This is a genomic window from Sphingomonas sanxanigenens DSM 19645 = NX02, assembly GCF_000512205.2.
Taxonomy (GTDB): Bacteria; Pseudomonadota; Alphaproteobacteria; order Sphingomonadales; family Sphingomonadaceae; genus Sphingomonas_D; species Sphingomonas_D sanxanigenens.
Genome location: NZ_CP006644.1, coordinates 4,680,913 through 4,701,570, shown reverse-complemented (window position 1 = coordinate 4,701,570; position 20,658 = coordinate 4,680,913). Strand labels below are relative to the sequence as shown.

The 20,658-nt window shown below is 68.6% G+C and carries 21 protein-coding genes and 2 pseudogenes; 13 read left to right on the top strand and 10 right to left on the bottom strand.

Annotation, left to right across the window (positions count from 1 at the left end):
* Window positions 1-13: 13 nt before the first annotated feature.
* The 7 genes and pseudogenes from NX02_RS21620 to NX02_RS21590 all read left to right on the top strand — a co-directional run bounded on the left by NX02_RS21620 (window position 14) and on the right by NX02_RS21590 (window position 5,165).
* Window positions 14-892, top strand: a complete 879-nt coding sequence (locus tag NX02_RS21620; RefSeq protein WP_025294251.1) for an EcsC family protein — start codon at window positions 14-16, stop codon at window positions 890-892.
* Between the two features lie 61 nt (window positions 893-953).
* Window positions 954-1,199 carry an exodeoxyribonuclease VII small subunit gene (locus NX02_RS21615; protein ID WP_025294250.1) on the top strand — a complete coding sequence of 82 codons (246 nt, stop codon included), beginning with the start codon at window positions 954-956 and terminating at the stop codon, window positions 1,197-1,199.
* Window positions 1,200-1,239: 40 nt separating this feature from the next.
* Window positions 1,240-2,104 (top strand): annotated as a pseudogene (locus NX02_RS21610) (polyprenyl synthetase family protein).
* A gap of 20 nt (window positions 2,105-2,124) precedes the next feature.
* The gene (gene coaD, locus NX02_RS21605) at window positions 2,125-2,625 is read left to right on the top strand and encodes a pantetheine-phosphate adenylyltransferase (RefSeq protein ID WP_025294249.1); all 501 of its coding nucleotides are present in this window, start codon (window positions 2,125-2,127) and stop codon (window positions 2,623-2,625) included.
* A 125-nt stretch (window positions 2,626-2,750) separates the two neighbouring features.
* Window positions 2,751-3,422: pseudogene (locus NX02_RS21600) on the top strand (peptidylprolyl isomerase); the annotation flags it as partial.
* A 163-nt stretch (window positions 3,423-3,585) separates the two neighbouring features.
* On the top strand, window positions 3,586-4,611 hold the full coding sequence (gene queA / locus NX02_RS21595) for a tRNA preQ1(34) S-adenosylmethionine ribosyltransferase-isomerase QueA (RefSeq protein WP_025294247.1): 1,026 nt from the start codon (window positions 3,586-3,588) through the stop codon (window positions 4,609-4,611).
* Between the two features lie 14 nt (window positions 4,612-4,625).
* A complete protein-coding gene (locus tag NX02_RS21590) occupies window positions 4,626-5,165 on the top strand; it encodes an EF-hand domain-containing protein (protein ID WP_025294246.1) in 540 nt (179 codons plus the stop codon).
* A gap of 5 nt (window positions 5,166-5,170) precedes the next feature.
* Here NX02_RS21590 and NX02_RS21585 read toward each other — a convergent pair whose 3' ends face one another.
* The 4 genes from NX02_RS21585 to NX02_RS21570 form a co-directional block, all read right to left on the bottom strand.
* Window positions 5,171-5,779: an HAD family hydrolase gene (locus tag NX02_RS21585; protein ID WP_025294245.1), complete on the bottom strand. Its 609-nt coding sequence runs from the start codon at window positions 5,777-5,779 to the stop codon at window positions 5,171-5,173.
* A 3-nt stretch (window positions 5,780-5,782) separates the two neighbouring features.
* Window positions 5,783-5,908, bottom strand: a complete 126-nt coding sequence (gene ykgO, locus NX02_RS21580; RefSeq protein WP_003046794.1) for a type B 50S ribosomal protein L36 — start codon at window positions 5,906-5,908, stop codon at window positions 5,783-5,785.
* Between the two features lie 91 nt (window positions 5,909-5,999).
* Window positions 6,000-7,583 (bottom strand): peptide chain release factor 3, encoded by a 1,584-nt coding sequence (locus NX02_RS21575; RefSeq protein ID WP_025294244.1) that lies wholly within the window; start codon window positions 7,581-7,583, stop codon window positions 6,000-6,002.
* 67 nt (window positions 7,584-7,650) lie between these two features.
* A complete protein-coding gene (locus NX02_RS21570) occupies window positions 7,651-8,382 on the bottom strand; it encodes a response regulator transcription factor (RefSeq protein WP_025294243.1) in 732 nt (243 codons plus the stop codon).
* A 293-nt stretch (window positions 8,383-8,675) separates the two neighbouring features.
* Between NX02_RS21570 and NX02_RS21565 the strand changes: the two genes are divergently transcribed.
* Together NX02_RS21565 and NX02_RS21560 are read left to right on the top strand one after the other, a co-directional pair.
* Window positions 8,676-9,857, top strand: coding sequence for a BaiN/RdsA family NAD(P)/FAD-dependent oxidoreductase (locus NX02_RS21565; RefSeq protein ID WP_025294242.1), 1,182 nt, complete (start codon window positions 8,676-8,678; stop codon window positions 9,855-9,857).
* Between the two features lie 53 nt (window positions 9,858-9,910).
* Window positions 9,911-11,623, top strand: coding sequence for a DEAD/DEAH box helicase (locus tag NX02_RS21560; protein WP_025294241.1), 1,713 nt, complete (start codon window positions 9,911-9,913; stop codon window positions 11,621-11,623).
* Between the two features lie 95 nt (window positions 11,624-11,718).
* On the opposite strand, the gene bla is transcribed toward NX02_RS21560, so the two are convergent.
* On the bottom strand, window positions 11,719-12,672 hold the full coding sequence (gene bla, locus NX02_RS21555; protein WP_039997931.1) for a class A beta-lactamase: 954 nt from the start codon (window positions 12,670-12,672) through the stop codon (window positions 11,719-11,721).
* A 105-nt stretch (window positions 12,673-12,777) separates the two neighbouring features.
* On the opposite strand from bla, the gene gcvA reads away from it, so the two are divergent.
* Window positions 12,778-13,662, top strand: a complete 885-nt coding sequence (gene gcvA, locus NX02_RS21550; protein WP_025294239.1) for a LysR family transcriptional regulator — start codon at window positions 12,778-12,780, stop codon at window positions 13,660-13,662.
* Here the strand turns inward: gcvA and NX02_RS21545 are convergent.
* The 4 genes from NX02_RS21545 to NX02_RS21530 form a co-directional block, all read right to left on the bottom strand.
* Complete coding sequence (locus tag NX02_RS21545; RefSeq protein WP_025294238.1) at window positions 13,577-14,791, bottom strand: dipeptidase; 1,215 nt, start codon at window positions 14,789-14,791, stop codon at window positions 13,577-13,579. The genes gcvA and NX02_RS21545 overlap by 86 nt on opposite strands.
* A gap of 65 nt (window positions 14,792-14,856) precedes the next feature.
* Window positions 14,857-15,696 carry a hypothetical protein gene (locus tag NX02_RS21540; protein WP_025294237.1) on the bottom strand — a complete coding sequence of 280 codons (840 nt, stop codon included), beginning with the start codon at window positions 15,694-15,696 and terminating at the stop codon, window positions 14,857-14,859.
* Between the two features lie 89 nt (window positions 15,697-15,785).
* Window positions 15,786-16,268, bottom strand: coding sequence for a dihydrofolate reductase (locus NX02_RS21535; protein ID WP_025294236.1), 483 nt, complete (start codon window positions 16,266-16,268; stop codon window positions 15,786-15,788).
* Window positions 16,265-17,059 carry a thymidylate synthase gene (locus NX02_RS21530; RefSeq protein WP_025294235.1) on the bottom strand — a complete coding sequence of 265 codons (795 nt, stop codon included), beginning with the start codon at window positions 17,057-17,059 and terminating at the stop codon, window positions 16,265-16,267. The genes NX02_RS21535 and NX02_RS21530 overlap by 4 nt, the downstream gene beginning before the upstream one ends.
* Window positions 17,060-17,179: 120 nt before the next feature.
* On the opposite strand from NX02_RS21530, the gene NX02_RS21525 reads away from it, so the two are divergent.
* Window positions 17,180-17,941, top strand: coding sequence for a sulfotransferase family protein (locus tag NX02_RS21525; RefSeq protein WP_025294234.1), 762 nt, complete (start codon window positions 17,180-17,182; stop codon window positions 17,939-17,941).
* On the opposite strand, the gene NX02_RS21520 is transcribed toward NX02_RS21525, so the two are convergent.
* Window positions 17,938-19,008, bottom strand: a complete 1,071-nt coding sequence (locus tag NX02_RS21520) for a helix-turn-helix transcriptional regulator (protein WP_025294233.1) — start codon at window positions 19,006-19,008, stop codon at window positions 17,938-17,940. The two genes, NX02_RS21525 and NX02_RS21520, sit on opposite strands and share 4 nt — an antisense overlap.
* Before the next feature lie 132 nt (window positions 19,009-19,140).
* Here NX02_RS21520 and NX02_RS33950 point away from each other — a divergent pair, with 132 nt between their 5' ends.
* Both NX02_RS33950 and NX02_RS32760 read left to right on the top strand, forming a co-directional pair.
* The gene (locus NX02_RS33950; RefSeq protein WP_025294232.1) at window positions 19,141-20,133 is read left to right on the top strand and encodes a hypothetical protein; all 993 of its coding nucleotides are present in this window, start codon (window positions 19,141-19,143) and stop codon (window positions 20,131-20,133) included.
* Window positions 20,130-20,621: a pyridoxamine 5'-phosphate oxidase family protein gene (locus NX02_RS32760; protein WP_025294231.1), complete on the top strand. Its 492-nt coding sequence runs from the start codon at window positions 20,130-20,132 to the stop codon at window positions 20,619-20,621. The genes NX02_RS33950 and NX02_RS32760 overlap by 4 nt, the downstream gene beginning before the upstream one ends.
* Window positions 20,622-20,658 lie beyond the last annotated feature (37 nt).

Sequence of the window (20,658 nt, the reverse complement as noted above, 5' to 3'; positions counted from 1 at the left end):
CGGCGGAGCGGCGATGACGACGCAGGAGGCTGACGACCTGGGCAATGCGTGCGGCGGCTTCGATGCGCCGACGCTCGACGCGATCCGCAGCGCCGCCGACCGCTATGTCGAGGCGCACGGCCTGTTCATGCAGATCGTCGGTTGGGCGGGGCAGGCGGCGGAAGGGCTCGTCTCGCGCCTGCCCGACGAATGGCGCGACCGCATCGAGTCGGTCGGCCTCGCGGCGCTCGATCAGGCTTATGCCGCCGCGGCGGCGACGCAGCCCGGGTCGGAGGAGAAGGGACTGCGCGGGCGTGCGCTCGGCTGGACGAAGGGCGAAACCTGGCATCGCGTCGCCACCGGCGTTACCGGTGCGCTCGGCGGGCTGGGCGGGCTCGCGACGACTTTGGTCGATCTGCCGGTCACCACCACGTTGATCCTGCGCTCGGTGCAGCAGGTTGCCGCGAGCTATGGTGAGGATCCGGCGCTGGACGAGACGCGTGCGCAGTCGATCGCGGTGTTCGCGCTCGGCGGCCCGCTGCCCGAGGACGGCACGCTGGAAACCGGGCTGTTCGCGGCCCGCCTCGCCCTGACCGGCAAGGCGGTGGCGGAAATGCTCAAGGCGGCGTTGCCGCGCTTCGGCGCCGTCGTCAGCCAGAAGGCGCTCGCGCAGGCGACGCCGCTGCTGGGGGCGGCTGCCGGCGCGATCGTCAATCCGGTGTTCGCCAGCTATTATCAGGCGATGGCGCATGTCCATTTCGGACTGCGCCGGATCGAGCGGACCGAGGATGCGGCGCAGGTGCGCGCCTGCTTCGAGCGCCTTGTCGCCGCGGCACGCGCCGATCGCTCGAAGACGGTGACCGAGGCGGCCCGGCGCCGTGTACCCCGCCTTGCCCGCCGCGACCCGTACTGAGCGACGCCCGGTAACGCTGTCTGCGCTTGACCCCCGCAGGGCGCCTCGCCACAAGCCGCACATGGTGGAAGAAGCCGATTTCTCGCAACTGAGCTTTGAAGAGGCGCTGCGGCGCCTCGAAACGATCGTCGGACGTCTCGAATCGGGCGACGCTGCGCTCGACGAGGCGATCGGCCTCTATGCGCAGGGCGACAAGCTGCGTGCGCAGTGCGAGGCGCGGCTCGCCGCCGCGCAGGCGCGGATCGAGAAGATCAGCGTCGGCGGCGACGGCCGGCCGGCCGGCACGATGCCGTTCGATGTGGACTGAACCGGTCGTGGGGGCAATATCGCTCGGCCTGAAGACCGCGATGGAGCGGATCGCCGAAGACGTCGACCGGCAGTTCGATCTCCTGCTCACGGTGCCGGACGATCCCCGTGCGCCGCTGTTCGAATCGATGCGCCATGCCGCGATCGGCGGCGGCAAGCGGCTGCGCCCGCTGCTGGTGTGTGCGGCGTGCGACCTGTTCCATGTCGATAGGGAAGCGGCGCTGCGCGTCGCCACCGCGATCGAGTGTATTCACGTCTATTCGCTGATCCACGACGATCTGCCGTGCATGGACGATGACGATCTGCGCCGCGGCAAGCCGACCGTCCACAAGGCGTTCGACGAGGCGACCGCGGTGCTCGCCGGCGATGCGCTGCACGCGCTGGCCTTCGAGCTCCTGGCCGACGAGGCGACGCACGCCGACCCGTTCGTCCGCGTCGAACTGGTTCGCGAACTGGCGCGCGCCGCCGGCCCGTCGGGCATGGCCGGCGGCCAGATGATGGATCTCGCCGCCGAGGATGCGGCGTTCGACCTGCAGACCGTCACCCGGTTGCAGCAGATGAAGACCGGTGCGCTGATCGCCTTCTGCCTGGAAGCGGGCGCGATCATGGGGCGGGTGCCGCCCGAGGGCCGCACCGGCCTGCGCGGCTATGCGCGCGACATCGGGCTCGCCTTCCAGATCGCCGACGACATCATCGACGTCGAGGGCAGCGAGGAACAGGCCGGCAAGAAGGTCGGCAAGGATGCGGATCGCGGCAAGGAGACCTTCCTGTCGCTGCTCGGGCTGGAACGCGCGCGCGCAGGCGCGGATGCTCGTCGACCAGGCGGTCGCGCATCTTCATCCGTTCGGCAGCGAGGCGCAGCTGCTGCGTGACATCGCGCATTACGTCGTCGCGCGCGACCGCTGATTCTGCAGGAAGGACACGCCATGCGCATCGGGGTCTATCCCGGCACCTTCGATCCGATCACGCTCGGCCATATGGATATCATCCGCCGCGGCGCGAAGCTGGTCGACCGGCTGGTCATCGGCGTGACCACCAACCCCTCCAAGTCGCCCTTGTTCACGGTGGACGAGCGGATGGACATGGTGCGGCGCGAGGTCGAGACGATCGGTGGCGAGATCCATGTGGTCTCGTTCGATTCGCTGCTGATGGACTTCGCCGAGCGCGAGGGCGCCAACGTGATCGTGCGGGGGCTGCGCGCCGTTGCCGATTTCGAATACGAGTATCAGATGGCCGGGATGAACCAGCAGATCAACGACCGGATCGAGACGGTCTTCCTGATGGCCGACGTGTCGCTGCAGCCGATCGCGTCGAAGCTGGTCAAGGAGATCGCGCTGTTCGGCGGGCCGATTCACCGGTTCGTGACCGCGACGGTGGAGGCGGACGTCGTCGCCCGCGTCGCCCTGGTCGGCCGCAAGGGAAGCTGATGCGTTCATCGCCGGCTCATGCGATGGATGCTCAACGGGCGCGCCGCGCGCCTGCGAAGTGGGAGTCTCAAGTGATCAAGCGTTTCCTGATCGGTCTGATCGCGCTGTTCGGGCTGGTCGTTGGCATGAACGCCGCGCAGGCCGCCAAGGATGAGCCGGCGCAGACGCCGGCCCCGGTGCCCTCGATCGTGCCGCCGCCCGCGACGCCGGACAACATCCTGGTGCTCGACCTGTCGACCGGCGGGCGCGTGCGCATCCAGCTCCGGCCGGACGTGGCGCCCAACCATGTCGAACGGATCAAGACGCTGGCGCGCCGCGGCTTTTACGACGGCGTGATCTTCCACCGCGTGATCGACGGCTTCATGGCGCAGACCGGTGACCCGCAGGGCACCGGTGCCGGCGGATCCGAGCTTCCCGACATCAAGGCCGAGTTCAACCGCCTGCCGCATGTGCGCGGCGTCGTCTCGATGGCGCGCGCCGACAGCGAGGACAGCGCGAACAGCCAGTTCTTCATCATGTTCATGCCGGTGATCCGTCTGGACGGAAAATATACCGCGTTCGGCCGCGTGCTCGACGGCATGCAATATGTCGATGCGATCCCGCGCGGCGAGCCGCCGGCGGAGCCCGCCAGCGTCATCCGCGCCTTCATCGAAGCCGATGGCGAGCGCGCGCCGATCCCGCGTTCGGCGCAGCCGCCGGTGCCCGCCCCCGGCCAGCCCGCGCCCGCGACCGAGGCGGTCGCGCCTGCCACGCCGCCGGCGGACGAGCCCGCCCCGGTGCCCGCCGAACCGGGCGCACCCGGCGAAGCGGTCGATGCGGCCACCGGGCAGCCGGTTGCCGACGCGCCGGTTGCCGATGCGCCGGATGCCGCCACCGAAGCAGCCCCGCCGGCCATGGACGAAGCCGCGCCTGCGACGCCTGAGCCCGAGACGGCCAGCCCGCAGCTCTGAGGCCCGGCGCATGCGCGTCGACCTGTTCGATTTCGAGCTTCCACCCGAACGCATCGCGCTGCGCCCGGCGAACCCGCGGGACAGCGCGCGGCTGCTGCTGTTGAACGGCAGCGAGACCGCAGATCACATGGTGCGCGAACTGCCGTCGCTGCTCCAGCCCGGCGATTGCCTGGTGTTCAATGACACGCGGGTGATCCCCGCACAGCTCGACGGCCATCGCGGCGAGGCCGGGATCGGCGCGACGCTGCACAAGCGCGAAGGGCCGCGCCGCTGGCGCGCCTTTCTGCGCAACGCCCGCCGCGTGCGCGAGGGCGATCGCATCGATTTCGCCCATGGCGTCGCCGCCACCGCCTCCGAGAAGGGCGCGGACGGCAGCATGGCGCTGACATTCCTGGGTGACGAGCCCGTCGAACTGCTGCTCGAACGTGCCGGGCGCATGCCGCTGCCGCCCTATATCGCCGCGCGCCGCACCCCTGACGCCGCCGATGCCGAGGATTACCAGACGATGTTCGCGCGCGAGGCGGGCGCCGTCGCCGCGCCCACCGCCGCCCTGCACTTCACCCCCCAACTGATGGCCGCCTTCGCCGCGCAGGGCGTCGAGCATGCCACGCTGACATTGCATGTCGGTGCCGGCACCTTCCAGCCGGTGAAGGTGGAGGATACGGTCGACCACCAGATGCACGCCGAGTGGGGCCGCATCGATGCGGCCACCGCCGACCGGCTGAGCGCGGTGCGCGCGCGCGGCAACCGGCTGATCGCGGTCGGCACCACCAGCCTGCGGTTGCTGGAAAGCGCTGCGGGCGAGGATGATGTGATCCGGCCGTTCGAAGGCGATACCGCGATCTTCATCACCCCCGGCTACCGCTTTCGCGCGATCGACGGCCTCGTCACCAATTTCCATTTGCCGCGCTCGACGCTGTTCATGCTGGTTTCCGCGCTGATGGGGCGGGATCGGATGCAGGCGGCCTATGCGCATGCGATCGCCAGCGGCTATCGCTTCTATTCCTATGGCGATGCCAGCCTGCTCCTGCCCTGAGGGAAATCCGTATCATGCGCCGCGCTTCGCTGCTGATCCTGGTCGCCGCCGGCCTCGCCGCCACCGTGCCCGCGCTGGCGAAGAAAAAGGAACCGCTGCCGTACCGGCCGACCACGCCGACGATCTTCGCGCTGCCGCTGTCGCTTGCGATCGCCGGGTTCGACGCCGATGGCGACACGCGGGTGACGCGTGCCGAATATGACGCCGGCGTGATCCGCGAATGGACGCGCGCCGATACCGACCGGGACGGTGCGCTCGGCGCGATCGAGCATGGCGCGTGGGCCGAACGGACCCTGGGCAGTCCCGGCGCGCTGCCGAGCCTGCTCGACCTCGACCATGATGGCGACGACCGCATCGGCCGGGAGGAATTCACCCGCTACTTCGCACAGCGCTTCGCCGCGCTCGACAAGGATCGGGATGGGGTGCTGACGCGGTCGGAACTGATCAGCCTGCGCGTGGATCCGTCGATGCTGGGCAAGCCGGGCGCCCCTGGCGTGCCGCCGGGCGGGCAGGGCGGCACCGTGCCCCCGCAGGGGACGCCGCCGCGGCAATAGCCACGCTAGACCAGCCCGTGCCGCGCCAGTTCGGCGCGGAGCGGTTCGGCGCCGGTGAAATGATGCGCGTGCATGCCCGCGGCGCGCGCGCCTTCGACATTGTCGAGGCGGTCGTCGATGAAGATCATCCGATCGGCGGGCAGACCGAACCGGTCGATGGCGAGCGCGTAGATCGCGGGGTCCGGCTTCACCAGTCTCTCGTCACCGGAAACGACGATGTCGCGGAAGCGATCGAAGATCGCCCGTTCGCGCGCGCGGAAGGGCACCCAGAACTCGCCGGAGAAATTGGTGATGCCGAACAGCGGCACCCCTGCTTCATCGAGCTCGGTGACGAGTTCCGCCATGCCGGGCAGCGCCGGACCGATGGAGTCGGAGAAGCGCTCGCCCCACGCCGTGATCAGCGCGGCGTGTTCGGGATGAAGCGCGATCAGTTCCGCGCTGGACTCGGCGAAGGGCCGGCCAACATCGTGCTGAAAGTGCCACGCCTCGGTGACGATATCGCGCAGAAACGCGTCGAGCGCCCGATCATCATCGATCAGGCGCTCGTAGAGGAGCCGGGGGCTCCACGGAAACAAGACATTGCCGACATCGAAAACGACGGCAGCAACGCGCACCGCTCAGCCCTGGCGGGCCTTGAAGCGACGGTTGGTCTTGTTGATCACGTAGGTACGGCCGCGACGACGGATCACGCGGTTGTCCCGGTGACGGTCCTTCAGCGACTTCAGGCTGTTGCGGATCTTCATGGCGATTCGCTTCTCTTGAGTTTCTGGTTGGTCTGGAAAATCGAGGCGCCCGCCTAGGCGGAGGGGCGGGGGAAGTCAAGGGCGAGGGAAATCAATGCCGCTCCTTCGTCGCCGAGAAGCGGATCGCCGGGCTCTTGCCCTGCACATAGTTCATCTCCCACGCGTCGCGGGCGAGGAACACGGGCTGGCCGTCGCGGTCATTGGCCAGCGCGCTGCGGTGGAGGCCGATGAACGCCTTGAGGTCGGCATCGCTGTCCGCGGCGATCCAGCGGGCGACGTCCCACGGCGAGGGTTCCAGCCGCGCATCGACCTTATATTCGTGCTGGAGGCGCGAGATCAGCACCTCGAGCTGGAGCTGCCCGACCACGCCGACGATCCATTGCGATCCGATCTCCGGGTAGAACACCTGGATCACGCCCTCTTCGGAAAGATCGTCCAGCGCCTTGCGCAACTGCTTGGTCTTGGTCGGATCGGCGAGCGCCACGCGGCGCAGGATTTCCGGCGCGAAGTTGGGCAGGCCGGTGAAGCGCACGCCGGGCTGCTCGGCCAGCGTGTCGCCGACGCGCAGCGTGCCGTGATTGGGGATGCCGATGATGTCGCCCGGCCACGCCTCATCGGCCAGTTCGCGTTCGCGCGCGAAGAACAGGATCGGGCTGTGCACCGCGATCGGCTTGCCATGGCCGGTCGGCGTCAGCTTCATGCCGCGGCGAAACCTGCCCGAGCACAGCCGCATGAAAGCGATGCGGTCACGGTGCTGCGGGTCCATGTTTGCCTGCACCTTGAAGACGAAGCCGGTGACGTTGGCGTCATCTGGGCTGACCGCCGCCGGCTCCGCCGGCTGCGCGCGCGGGGAGGGGGCGTGTGCGGCGAGCGCGCGGATCAGCTCCTCGACACCGAAATCCTTCAGCGCCGAGCCGAAATACACCGGCGTCAGGTCACCGCCGCGATAGCCGGCGGCGTCGAAGCTGGCATAGCCGCCGACCGCAAGCTCGGCCTCATCACGCAGGCGCTGGGCGCCCTCGTCAGAAAGGAGCGCGTCGAGCCGGTCGTCGTCGAGCCCGGAGACCGATTCGCGACGCCCTTCGAACGCGCCGGTGGCGTCGTCCGCAGGCATGCGCAGCACATCGTTGGCGATGTCGTAGATGCCCTCGAACTGCCCGCCCATGCCGACCGGCCAACTCATCGGGCATACGTCGAGCTGGAGCTGGTCGGCGACCTCGTCGAGCAGCTCGAACGGGTCGCGGCCCTCGCGATCGACCTTGTTGACGAAGGTGATGATCGGCACCGAGCGCAGTCGGCAGACTTCGAACAGCTTGCGGGTCTGCGGCTCGATGCCCTTGGCGGCATCGATCACCATCACCGCGCTGTCGACCGCGGTCAGCGTGCGATATGTATCCTCGCTGAAATCCTCGTGGCCCGGCGTGTCGAGCAGGTTGAAGGTCAGCCCGTCATATTCGAAGGTCATGACCGACGAGGTGACGGAGATCCCGCGCTGCTGCTCGATCTTCATCCAGTCCGATCGGGCGCGGCGGTTCTGCCCACGCGCCTTGACCTCGCCGGCGAGATGGATTGCGCCGCCGGCCATCAGCAGCTTTTCGGTGAGTGTGGTCTTGCCGGCGTCAGGGTGCGAGATGATCGCGAAGGTGCGCCGGTCGGGGCGGTTGGATATGCTCATATTCGGCGCCGCCCCTAGCAGTCTGGCGCGTTCGCTGCCAGAGCTTCTCTGGTCTGCGCGTTTTCGATCAGCGCGATTCCGACATGCTGCCGGCGGTGATCGACGCCGGCTGCGCGCCCGCGGGATCGAGACGATAGCCGAAGCCGTAGATCGGCGTCAGCCTGAACCCGCGATCGGGCCTGAGCCCCAGCTTCGCGCGCAGCTTCGACATGTGCGAATCCAGCGTGCGCGTCGGCCTGCCCGGATCGCGGCCCCACAGCGATTCGAGCAGCGCGGCGCGCGACAGCGGACGCGCGAGGTTGCGGAACAGGGTAAGCGCCAGCGTGAATTCCTTGGCGGTGACGGGAATGTCCTCGCCGCGATAGCTCACCTGGCTGTTGCCGATGTCGAACAGGAACGCGCCGAACCGTTCCGATGCGGTCGGGTGGTCGGCGGCGTGGACGCGCCGCGCGATGGCGTCGATCCGCGCGCGCAACACCGCCGGGGCAATCGACTGGCCAAGATGATCGTCGGCACCTGCCTGCAGCGCTTCGACGATATCGACATCCTTGGGCCAGGGCGACAGCACGATGATCGTCAGCGCGGCGCCGAAGCGACCGCGCAACCACCCCAGAACAGACTCCGCTGCCCCGTCCGACTGCGCCCAATCGATCAGGACGAGGTCGAGCGTCTCGCCGGGGCGCTGTTCGGCCAGTGCCTGAGCATCGGCGAACCCGCGCGCCGCATGTCCCGCGGCCCTAAGAATATCTTCAAGCGTTTTTCGATAGTTATTGTCTTTCTGAACGATGGCGACATTCATGATGGGCGGACGGCTCCCGTTACGCAATACACGTCGCCAGGACGATAGCCATGACCAGCAGATCGGGGAAGTACCCCTAAGAGATCAATTGTTAACACTGTAAAGCAATCTGGCAGGATGCGTGGCGGCGATGTTTTATTATGCTATTCTGCAATAGCGGGGCCGATGAGATGCGCAGGCCGTGCGTGACTTTCGCTCTGTTGTGCAAGTGCCTCGCATTTTCCGTCGTATCTGCGAAACCGGTCAAGCGCCCTGCCCTTGCCCTTGCCCGGCGCCGCCCCTAGCAGCCGGCGATGTTCATCCAGAGCCATGATGCGATCATCCTCGGCGCCGGCGCCGCGGGGCTGATGTGCGCCGCGACCGCCGGCCGGCGCGGACGGCGCGTGCTGCTGCTCGATCATGCCGATCGGCCGGGCAAGAAGATCCTGATCTCGGGGGGCGGGCGGTGCAACTTCACCAACATCGGCACGACGCCCGATCGCTTCCTGTCCGCCAATCCCCATTTCGCGCGCTCGGCGCTGGGGCGCTACACCCCCGCGGACTTTCTCGCTCTGGTCGAATCCTACGGCATCGCCTGGCACGAGAAGACGCTCGGGCAATTGTTCTGCGACGGCTCGGCACGGCAGATCGTCGATATGCTGCTCGACGAATGCGCGAAGGGCGCGGTCGAGATCGCGCTCGGGCGGCCGATCACCGGCATCGACCATGGCGACGGGATGTTCCGCGTCACCGTCGATGGACGTCCTCATGCCGCACCGGCGCTGGTGATCGCGACGGGCGGCCCCTCCATTCCGAAGATGGGGGCCACCGGCTTCGCCTATGATGTCGCGCGCCGCTTCGGCCTCAAGGTGGTCGAACCGCGTCCGGGGCTGGTGCCGCTGACCCTGGGCGGTGACGAATTGCTGTTCCGCGAACTTTCGGGCGTCGCGACGGACGTTGTGGCGAGCTGCGGCAAGGCGCGCTTCCGCGAGGCGGCGTTGCTCACCCATCGCGGCCTCAGCGGCCCCGCCATCCTCCAGATCTCCTCCTACTGGCGGCATGGCGAGCCGATCCTGCTCGATTTCCTGCCCGATGCCGATGCGCCGGCGCTGCTGCGCGCTGCCAAGCGCGCGCGGCCGCGCGCCGGGCTGGCCTCGGTGCTGGCCGAGCATCTGCCGCAGCGGCTGGCGGCAGCGCTGGCCGCGCGGCTCGGGGTTGCGGGCGAGCTTGGCGCGATGACCGACAAGGCGCTCGATTCGGCGGGGCAGCAGCTTGGCGGATGGCGTTTCCTGCCCAACGGCACCGAAGGCTATGCCAAGGCGGAGGTGACCTTGGGCGGCATCGCCACCGCCAACCTTTCGCAGCGCACGCTCGGCGCCACCGGCGTTCCGGGGCTGCACGCGATCGGCGAGGCGGTGGATGTAACGGGCTGGCTGGGCGGCTATAATTTCCAATGGGCGTGGGCCAGTGGCCGAGCGGCCGGAGACGTGCTATAGCCGCGCTTTAAAGGGTGCAGGCACGCTTGCCGCCCCAGCCTTCAGGATCGCCAATGCCTTTCGAAAATCTGCCGTCCTTGCTCGGCGAGGCCCTCGCCGCGCGCGGTTATGAATCGCTCACCTCCGTCCAGTCCGCCGTGCTTGCCCCCGAGGCCGCGGGGCGTGACCTGATCGTTTCGGCACAGACCGGGTCGGGCAAGACGGTGGGGTTCGGCGCGGCGATGGCGGCGGACCTGCTGGGCGATGCCGATCGGATGGCACGGCCGGGCGCACCGCTCGCGCTGGTCATCGCGCCGACGCGCGAACTGGCGCTGCAGGTGCAGCGCGAACTGCAATGGCTCTATGAGGCGGCCGGCGCGCGCGTCATCTCCTGTGTCGGCGGCATGAACGTCCGCGCCGAGCAGCGCGCGCTGGGGCAGGGCTGCCACATCGTCGTCGGCACGCCGGGGCGGTTGTGCGATCATCTGGAGCGCGGCGCGCTCCAGACCGGATCGATTCGCGTCGTCGTGCTCGACGAGGCGGACGAGATGCTCGACATGGGCTTCCGCGACAATCTGGAGCAGATCCTCGACGCGACACCGACCGAGCGGCGGACGCTGCTGTTTTCCGCGACCATGCCGGCACCGATCGCGCAGCTCGCCAAATCCTATCAGCGCGATGCGCTGCGCATCTCAACCGTCAGCGAGCAGCGCGGCCATGGCGACATCGCCTATCAGGCGGTCGCGGTGGCGCCGGGCGACATCGAGCATGCGGTCGTCAACCTGCTGCGCTTCCACGAGACCGCCGGTGCGATCGTGTTCTGCGCGACGCGCGAGAACGTCCGCCACCTCCATGCCAGTCTGGTCGAGCGCGGGTTCGGCGCGGTCGCGCTGTCGGGCGAGCATAGCCAGAACGAGCGCAACCAGGCCTTGCAGGCGTTGCGCGACCGTCGCGCCCGCGTCTGCGTCGCCACCGACGTCGCCGCCCGCGGCATCGACCTGCCGGACCTGCGGCTGGTGATCCACGCCGAACTGCCGCGCGATGCCGAGACCCTGCAGCATCGTTCGGGCCGCACCGGCCGCGCCGGCAAGAAGGGCACCGCCGCGCTGATCGTGCCCTATCCGCGCCGCCGCCGCGTCGAATCGATGCTGCGTGGGGCGCGCATCCCGGCCGAGTGGGTCGAGGCGCCGACACCCGAGATGATCCGCGCGCAGGATGATGTGCGGCTGATCGAAACGCTCAGCCAGCCGGTCGAGGTGGAGGATACGGATCGCGCGCTCGCCGCACGGCTGCTGGAAACGATGTCGGCCGAAGATGTCGCCGCCGCTCTGGTGCGCGCGCATCGCTCGGCGCTGCCCGAGCCCGAGGAGTTGATGGTCGATACCGGCCCGGTGCGCCGTGGGCGCGACGACGCGCCGGATGGCCGCAGCGATCACGGTGATCGGGGTGAGCGCGGCGTATGGTTCCGCCTCGATCTGGGCCGCCAGCACCGGGCCGACCCGCGCTGGCTGCTGCCGCTGATCTGTCGCCGCGGTCACATCAGCAAGGGCCAGATCGGCGCGATCCGCATCGGCGATCGCGAAACCCTGTTCGAAGTGGCGATGAGCGTGGCGGATCGCTTCGCCGATGCGGTCAAGCGCACCGCAAGCGACGATCCCGACAGCGACGGTGGCAACCGCATCGAGATGGCGCACGGCGCTCCGGCGCCGCGCGCGCGGCCGTCCCGCCCGCTCCAGGCCCGTCCGCCGCATGCCAAGCGGCCGCCGCGCCAGCAGCACCGCCGGTAAGGCATTTCCTCCCCGGCGCTGCGCCGGGGAGGAAAGCCATAGACATGCCGGGGCCCGGACGTCCCCGGACCGGGCCCCGGACGTTCGCCGCCTTCTCAGGCGACGAAGCTCAACGCGGACCGCGCGGCGGACGCCAGCACCTTTTCCCGCGCCGCCTGTTCGGCGGATGACCCGACGAGATAGGTCGAGAGCAGCAGCGGCTTGCCCGAAGGCGGCCACAGGATCGCGACGTCGTTGGTGGCGCCGCGTTCGCCGGTTCCGGTCTTGTCGCCGATCCGCCAGCCCTTGGGGGCGCCGGCGCGGATGCGGTTGTCGCCGGTCTGGTTGGCTTCCAGCCAGCGCGCCAGGCGGGTGCGCGATGCGGCCGAAAGCGCGGTCGTGCCCACCACCAGCCGTTCGAGATCCTCGGCGATGGCGACGGGACTGGTGGTGTCGCGCGGGTCGCCTTCCTTCGATTCGTTGAGGAACGGCTCCGGCCGGTCGAGCCGCGTCACCGGATCGCCGATCGCGCGCAGCCAGGCGGTGAGCTTTTCGGGGCCGCCGAGCGGCGCCAGCAGCAGGTTCGCGGCGGCATTGTCGCTGGTCGTCAAGGTTGCCGCGCAGAGTTCATCGACGCTCAGGGTGCCGCCGACGGCCTCGCCGGTCACTGGCGAATGCGCGATGATGTCCTTCTCGGTCACGGCAACGCGCCGGTCGAGCCGTTCCTCGCCGCTGTCGACGCGCGCGAGCGTTGCGCCAGCGAGCAGGAGCTTGAAGGTGCTGCACAGCGGGAAGCGCTCTTCCCCGCGCCAGGCGAAGCGGCGGCCATTGCCGGTGTCGATCAGCGCGACACCCAGCCGGCCGCCGCTCTCGCGCTCGATCGCCTGCATCTGTTCGGTGAAGCCCGAAACCGCCTGGGGATCGACCGCGGTGGCATTGCCTTCGATGTCGTTGCCGTCCGGCGTCGCGCTGTTGTTGCCGTCGTCACTCTCTCCGCCACAGGCGGCGAGCAGCGCGGATCCGGCAACGGCGCAGCCAAGCCCCAAGGAAAATTGTCGTCTGCTCAGCATCGCATCATCCATCTCAGCCTCGAATTGGCCCAAGGATGCGGGTGTGGCGCCATCGGTACAAAGGATGATATCTCGCCGCTGGCATAAGGAAAATTGAGGTGTTGGATGGATCGCCCCCAGTTGCCGCTCAACGCCCTGCGCGCCTTCGAGGCCGCGGCGCGGCACCTGAGCTTCACCCGCGCGGCGGATGAATTGTGCGTCAGCCAGGCGGCGGTGAGCCATCAGGTGAAGGCGCTGGAGCAAAGGCTGGGCGCCAGCCTGTTCCGCCGCTTGCCGCGCGGGCTTTCGCTGACCGACGAGGGGGCGGCGCTGGTGCCGGTGCTGCGCGATTCGTTCGACCGGATCGGCGCGGTGCTCGATCGCTTCGCCGACGGGCGCTTCCATGAGGTGTTGACCGTCGGCGTCGTCGGCACTTTCGCGATCGGCTGGCTGATCCCGCGGCTGCCCGCCTTCCAGCGGGCCAACCCACTGATCGACCTGCGTTTGTTGACCAACAACAATCGCGTCGATCTGGCCGGCGAAGGGCTCGACTGCGCGATCCGCTTCGGCGACGGCGCGTGGCAGGGGGCGGAGGCGGATCACCTGCTGGATGCCCCCTTTTCCCCCCTCTGCGCCCCCGCTCTTGCCCGCACGTTGCGCACCCCGGCCGATCTCGCGCGCCAGACCCTGCTCCGATCCTACCGCACCGACGAATGGGAAGGCTGGTTCGACGCGGCGGGCGCCGCCGCGCCACGCGTGCGCGGCCCGATCTTCGATTCGTCGCTGGCGATCGCCGAGGCGGCGGCACGGGGGGCGGGGGTGGCGCTGCTGCCCGTCGCGATGTTCGAGCGCGAGCTTGCGGACGAACGGCTGGCGCGGCCGTTCGCGGCGGAGGTCTCGACCGGCGCCTATTGGCTGGTGCGGCTCAAATCCCGTCCGCCGTCGGCGGCGCTGGCACGCTTCCGCGACTGGCTGATTGCGGCGGCAAGCCCTGTTCCAGCAACCGGATGACATTGCCGCCCATCACCGCGGCGATCTCGCCGTCCGAAAAGCCGCGATCGACCAGCGCCTGGGTGATTTGCGCGAGTTGGGCCGTGTCGAAGGCGGTGGTGACCGCGCCGTCGAAGTCGGACCCGAGCCCGACATGGGCGATGCCGACGAGGTCGCGGACATGCGCGATCGCTGCGGCAATGCCGCGGGGGCTGATGTCGCACACCGCCGCGTCCCAGTAACCGATGCCGACGACGCCGCCGGTGCGGGCGATGCCGCGGATTTCCGCGTCGGTGAGGTTGCGGTTGCCCTTGCAGGTCGCCTGCACGCCGCCATGGCTGGAGACGACCGGCCGCCGCGCCATCGCCAGCACCTCGGCCACGGTCTGGTGGCTCGAATGGGCGACGTCGACGATCATGCCGCGCGCTTCCATCGCGCGCACCATCCGCCGGCCGAACGGCGTCAGCCCGCCCTTCGCCAGCCCGTGGATCGAGCCGCCCAGCTCATTGTCGAAGAAATGGGCGATGCCCCCCATACGGAAGCCTGCGGCATAGAGCCGGTCGAGATTTTCCGCCTTGCCCTCCAGATCGTGCAACCCCTCGACCGAGAGCAGCGCGCCGATCGTGTCGCTGCCGGCGAGGCGCTCGACCATCAGCCGGCGGACATCGTCGCCGCTGCGCAGGATCCGCAGCCGCCCCTTCGATCCGCGCTCGGCCTTCTCCAGCTTCCCGGCGTGCCACAGCGAGCGTTCGAGCAGCGAGCCCCATGTCCGCATCGGCTGGCGCTGCGCGACCGAGAGCAATGTGATGTTGTCGGTATCGCCCTCGTTCGCGTCGTAATTCTGGTGGCGCGGCGTCTTGGTGACCGAGGAGAAGATCTGCAGCGCCACATTGCCCTGTTCGAGGCGCGGCAGATCGACCTGCCCGCGCGACCCGCGATCGAGCAGGTCGCGCTGCCAGAGCAAGGTGTCGGCATGCATGTCGGCGATCTGCAGGCTGGCATGCAGCGCGCGGGCGCGGGGGGAGAGCGGGACGATGCGGCTCGGCGTCACCCGGTTCATCAGCCCTTCGGCGATCGAGGCGCCGAAGATGAAGAAGCCCGCAACGCCGAGAACAAGGCATGCAAAGACTGCGAAAAGAGTGCGGCGCATGTCTCGCTATACGCGATATGGTCTTCTGTCCAAAACCATCATACCACGTGGATCGGCTGGTTAACTCATTGAACAGTGAAGTCGTAAATCCGCGCTGTCATCGCGCCACCCGCACCGCCGCCATTGATCGCATAAAGGAATCCGTACTCGCCCTTTGGTAGCGCTGTCGTTGGCTTCACGCTGAACACCCCGGGCCGAACGAGCGTGTAATCGAACCCGATACGATCTTTATCCATCACGCCGCTCTTTGCGCCACCGATGTTCATGCTGCCAACACGTGCCTCGCGCCGGCCCTTTTTTTTCATCAACTCGACGAGTGTGAATTCAGCCGGCGATGTGACGGTCGCAGCGGTGCCAGCGAGCCAAGTCGCTGCCTGACGGCCAGTATCTGGATTCGACTCATCGAAGAAGAAATAGAAGGTGGGCGTACCATCCGCTTTGGTTCGAGCCGTTTCGTTCTGAATGGCGGCTTTCACGCTCATCGATGCGATGCCACCCGTGAAGGCGTAGCCCAATATTCCTCCGGTTTTTGCTTGGTTTGAAACCGTAGCGTCCATTCGGATCATCTTCGGGTCCGAGGCGGACTCGGACATCAGATATACGCCGGGCGCATGCGGTATCATCGGGTCCGCCGCATCCACAGACAGGGTCGTCGAAACCTTCGGTCGTCCCGCTTCAATCATCGCCGCGATGATCGGGCCCGAGACGCCCTTTGCCTTGAGCTGGAGTATCGTCGTCGTCGAAACGTCGAACTGTGTCTCGCTGCTTTGTATCTTCGCAATAATTGCTTGATCACCGAGCCCCGCTCCAGCCAAGGCGATCACGGTGTCATTGTTCAGAGTCTCCGCGGCAGCAGGCACAGGTAGACAAAGCAGCACGACCACCGCCAGAAAGTAAGATTTCATATAACCCCCCAAAGACCGTAAGGTCGATGGTTGGATTAGCGCTGAACATGCTGCGCGCCAAGGCTTCAGTGCAACCGATATGGATGGAATCAGCGGCGCTTGAGCGTGACGAAGCTGAATCCGGGATCGCCTGCGTGCGTCTCTCGCGCCACTTCCTGCCAGGCGGCGGGGTCGAACGCCTCCAGCCGGGTGTCGCCGGCCGGGTCGGCATGGACCTCGGTCAGTTCGACGCGATCGGCGCGGTCGAGGAAAAGCCGGTAGATTTCGGCGCCGCCGATCACCGCGACGTGGGGGGCGTTGGCGCGGACCAGCGCCTGCTCCACCGAGGCCGCCACCTCGGCACCCTCCTCCTGCCACTCCGGATCGCGAGTCAGCACGATGTGGCGGCGGCCGGGCAGCAGCCCCGGCAGGCTGTCGAACGTCTTGCGGCCCATGATCATCGGCATGCCCTGGGTCAGCATCTTGAAGCGGCGGAGATCGGCGGGGATGCGCCAGGGCAGCGCCCCCTTACGCCCGATGACGCCATTCCCGGCGCGCGCGACGACCAGCACGATCTCCGGATGCGCCGTCAAACCGCCACCGGCGCCTTGATGTGCGGATGCGCCTCGTAACCGACGATCTCGAAATCCTCATAGTCATAGGCGTCGATCGCGTCGGGGCGGCGCAGCAAATGAAGCCGCGGCAGCGCGTGCGGTTCGCGCGCAAGCTGCAGCCGCGCCTGTTCGAGATGGTTCGAATAGAGGTGGCAGTCCCCGCCGGTCCACACGAACCAGCCCGGTTCCAGCCCGCATTGCTGCGCGAGCATGTGGGTGAGTAGCGCATAGCTGGCGATGTTGAACGGCACCCCCAGGAACACGTCGGCGCTGCGCTGGTAGAGCTGCAGGCTCAGCCGGCCATCGGCGACATGCGTCTGGAACAGGCAGTGGCAGGGCGCGAGCGCCATGCGCTTGAGTTCGCCGGGGTTCCAGGCGGTGACGATCTGGCGGCGCGAGGCGGGGTCCCGGTTGATCTGTGCGATCAGCTCGGCGATCTGGTCGATATGGCGGCCGTCCGCCGACTCCCAGTCCCGCCACTGCTTGCCGTAGACCGGGCCGAGATCGCCGTCTTCGTCGGCCCATTCGTCCCAGATGGAGACGCGATTCTCCTGCAGCCAGCGGACATTGGTGTCGCCGCGCAGGAACCACAGCAGCTCGATGATGATCGAGCGCAGGTGCAGCTTCTTGGTGGTGACGAGGGGGAAGCCCTTGGCCAGATCGAAGCGCATCTGGTGGCCGAACACGGAAAGCGTGCCGACACCGGTGCGGTCCCGCTGCGCCGTGCCTTCATCCAGGACGCGCTGGAGCAGATCGAGATACTGACGCATGGCGGTGCTTATGTACGGCTCTTCGGCGTTCGCCAAGTGCCCGGTTGGGCGTGTCCCATGGAAACATCGGCGACACATGCGGACATATCGGGACAACGCCCGCGGGGCACAGCATCGGCGATGCCCGATCCAGCCATATCAACGCCCTATGGCTATCGCACTGCGCTCGCCGCGGCATTCGGCGTCCGCCTCGTCAGCGACATTCCCGAGCGATTGTGCCGGCTGGGCGTCCGGCCCTGGGTGGATGGCGAGCGCCGCGCGCGGATCGACGCGATCCGGCGGGCGGGGGTGCTGTTCGTCCACGTGCCGAAGAATGCCGGCATGTCGATCAGCCAGCATCTCTATGGCTGCCAGGTGAAGCATCGCTCGATCCGCTATTATCAGAGCGTCGCGCCCGATCTCGCGACGCTGCCGAGCGTCGCGGTGGTGCGCGATCCGGTGCGCCGCTTCCTCTCCGCCTTCGCTTATGCCCGCGCCGGCGGCACCGCGCACAACCGCGTCGCGACGCCGTTCAACGCCCGCTACCGCGGCTTTGCGGGGATCGACGACGCGCTCGATCATCTGGCAGGCGCGCGCGGGCCGTTCGACGTCGATCATATCTTCCGCCCGCAGAGCTGGTATCTGCGCGACGCGGACGGGCGGCTCGCCGTGGACGAACTGATCGCTTTCGAGGATCTCGCCCGGCTCACGCGGATCGGCCGCCACCGGCTCGCGGCACCCTTGCCGCGGATCAATGCCGGCGCGGGGCTCGACCAGCCGCTCACCGCGGGGCAGATCGAGCGCATCCGGGGATTCTACCATGCCGATTTCGCGCTCGTCGCCGGGCTGCAGCGGCGCCTTGCGAAGGGCCGACAGGCGCGGATGGAGATCGCTACCGGCTAGAGCGCCGCGATGAAGCGGACGAGTTCGGCCTGGCGGCCGAGCGCGAGCTTGCCGAAGATCGCGTTGAGATGCGCGCGCACCGTCGCGGGGCGGACGCCGAGCCGTGCCGCGGCAGCCGCGCGCCCGTCGCCTTCGGCGATCTCGATGGCGACGGCGGCTTCGGCCGGCGTCAGACCATGATCGCTGGTGAGCAGCCCGGCGATGCGGTGCCGGCGGCGCGCCGGATCGGAGAGGCAGAGCAACGCTGCCGGCACCGTCGGCGCGAGCCAGCCTCCCGGCCGCGCCGAGGCGCAGGGGGCGATGGTCAGCGTCAGCGTCGCGTCACCTTCGAACGAGCCCGCGCGCGCGCCGGTTGCGGCGGCCGCGATCAGCCGTTGCAGCCTCCCGCACGGCGAACGCACCCGATCTCCGGCGGCGTCACGCGCGAGCAGCCCGGCGGCGTGAAGGCGCGCGGCATCGGCGGGCGTGCCATGCAGCAGCCGCCCGTCCTGATCGACGAGGAGAAGGCCATCCGCCGCGCGCACGGCGGCGCTTCGCGCCATCGCATCGCTCAGCGCCAGCCTCTGCTGGATCGCGACGGCGCGGGCGAGGTGGTGCGCGACGGTGGCAAAGGCTGCGCGCTCGCCCGGTTCGAACGTCGCGATGCCGAACGGCTTGAACGCGGCAACCGTCGCCGTGGCGTGGCGGGTGCCGGCGAAATTGATCATGAGCGAGGCGCCGCCCGTGCCCTGCGGCAGCCACCAGTCGTTATAATATTCCGAGCGACGGAAAGCCTCGTCGGCGCCGAGGTCGATGCTGCTGTAGAGTTGGCCGAGGGGCAGCCGGTGCGACCGGCCGGCCAGCGAGAAGATCTTGCCGTAATGCTCCGCGAAAGCGCGCCTGAAGCGCGTCTCGCACAAGGGCGCGACGATCGTGGAACCGCCCATCGCCCGGTCGTGCAGTTCGAGCGTCGCCTGGCGGCAGCCGAGCGTGTCGTTGAGCGCGATCGCGACCTGTGGCCAGAGCATGGCGTCGAGCGCGGCGTCGTAGATGAGGCCGACGAGCCGATCATAGGGTTGCGCGTCCATCGCCGGCTCCGCGACTGCCTTGCCCGGCCATCCTAGCATGGAAGCCGGCCGCGGGCGATGCGGCCTAGAACGAACGTCCGATGTGGCGGCCGTCCGCCGCGCTTACAGCCAGCCGGGTCAAGGAGGCTGGTCATGATGCGCATGTCGAACGGATGGGGGCTCGGCCTGCTCGTCGCGCTGCTGGCGGCAGGATGCGGCGGTGGGGGACACGAAGGCGATGGCGGCGGCGTGATCGTCACGCCCGGCGGCCCGCCCACGCCCCGACCGACGCCGACCCCAACGCCGACACCGACACCGACACCGGCGGGGCCGGTTTTCGCCGGCGTCGCGCCAGGCGGCTATCTCTCGGGCCCGGCAGCGTTCGGCAGCGGCGCGATCATCGGTGCAGCCGACCGGGCGGGGGTGATCCGGCCGACCGAGGTCAAGGCGCTCGACCGGACGAGCATCGGATTTCCCAATGTGCAGTATATTGCACCTGATCATTATGCCCTCGAACCGGCGGGGTTCGGCGGCCCCGAACTGACTCCGGACGAGCAGGGTGAGCCGGCGAACGACATCTATGACTTCGCCGGGGAGGCGGCCGATGGTTACGCATATGCCGTCGAGATCTATACCGGCACCGCGGCAGGCCGATTTTCCTACATGACCTTCGGCACGATGGCCGACACGTCATCGTCGGGCAGCGTCATCGGCTTCTATACGGCCGGCCGGCTCGATGGGGATGTGCCGGCGACGGGCGTGGTGGACTATGGCGGTATCGTCGACGGGCTGGCGGTGGCGGACGGCAGTGCGGCAAGGCTGTTCGGCACGGGCGTTGCCGTGCGGATCGACTATGGGCGCCGCGCGGTGCAACTGGCCATCGATCTCGTCGCGCATGCCGATCCGTTCGGGATGTTCCGCGCCGCGCCGGCGACGGCGCTCGGCCGGATCGATGTGACGATGCCGCTGGCAGACGGCCATTTCCGGTCGGAGCGGCTGGCGGGGCCCGGGGGGCATGTCGGTTCGCTTTCCGGCCGGCTCTTCGGTCCGGCGGCAGCCGAACTCGGCATCGCTTTCGAGCTGGCCGCGCCGAATGGCGACCGGATAATCGGTATCGTCGCGGCGCGCCGGAGCGCGGTACGGTGAGCGGCGAGGACGAGGCATCGCGCCGGCTGGCGGTGGCACGCCGCATCGTCGACGCCGTCACCTTCTGCGCCGCCGCGACGCCGGACGGGCAGGGCGGAGTCAGCGCGCGCGTGATCCAACCGCGGCGGGTGGGGGAGGACTGGACGGTCGACATCCTCACCAACCGCCGCTGCCGAAAGGTGCGCGAGGTCGAGGCGGCGGGGCGGCTGACGCTGCTCTACCAGCATGACGAGAGCCGGGGCTATGCGAGCCTCTCGGGCCCCGCGGAGGTGGTGGAGGACCGCGCGCTCAAGCGCGCGACCTGGACCCCCGCGCATGATCGTTGGAACCGCGGCGGGCCCGACAATCCCGAGACGCTCTACCTGCGGATGCGGGTCGAGCGGATCGAATTGTGGAGCGCGGGCGAGGACGTGATGCCGGAGCCGGAGGGCTATAGCGCCGCGGTGCTGGTGCGCGATGCGGATGGCTGGCGGGTGGAGGCGACGTGAAAGCGCGAACGGGCGAGGCCCGTACGGCTGGCGCGCC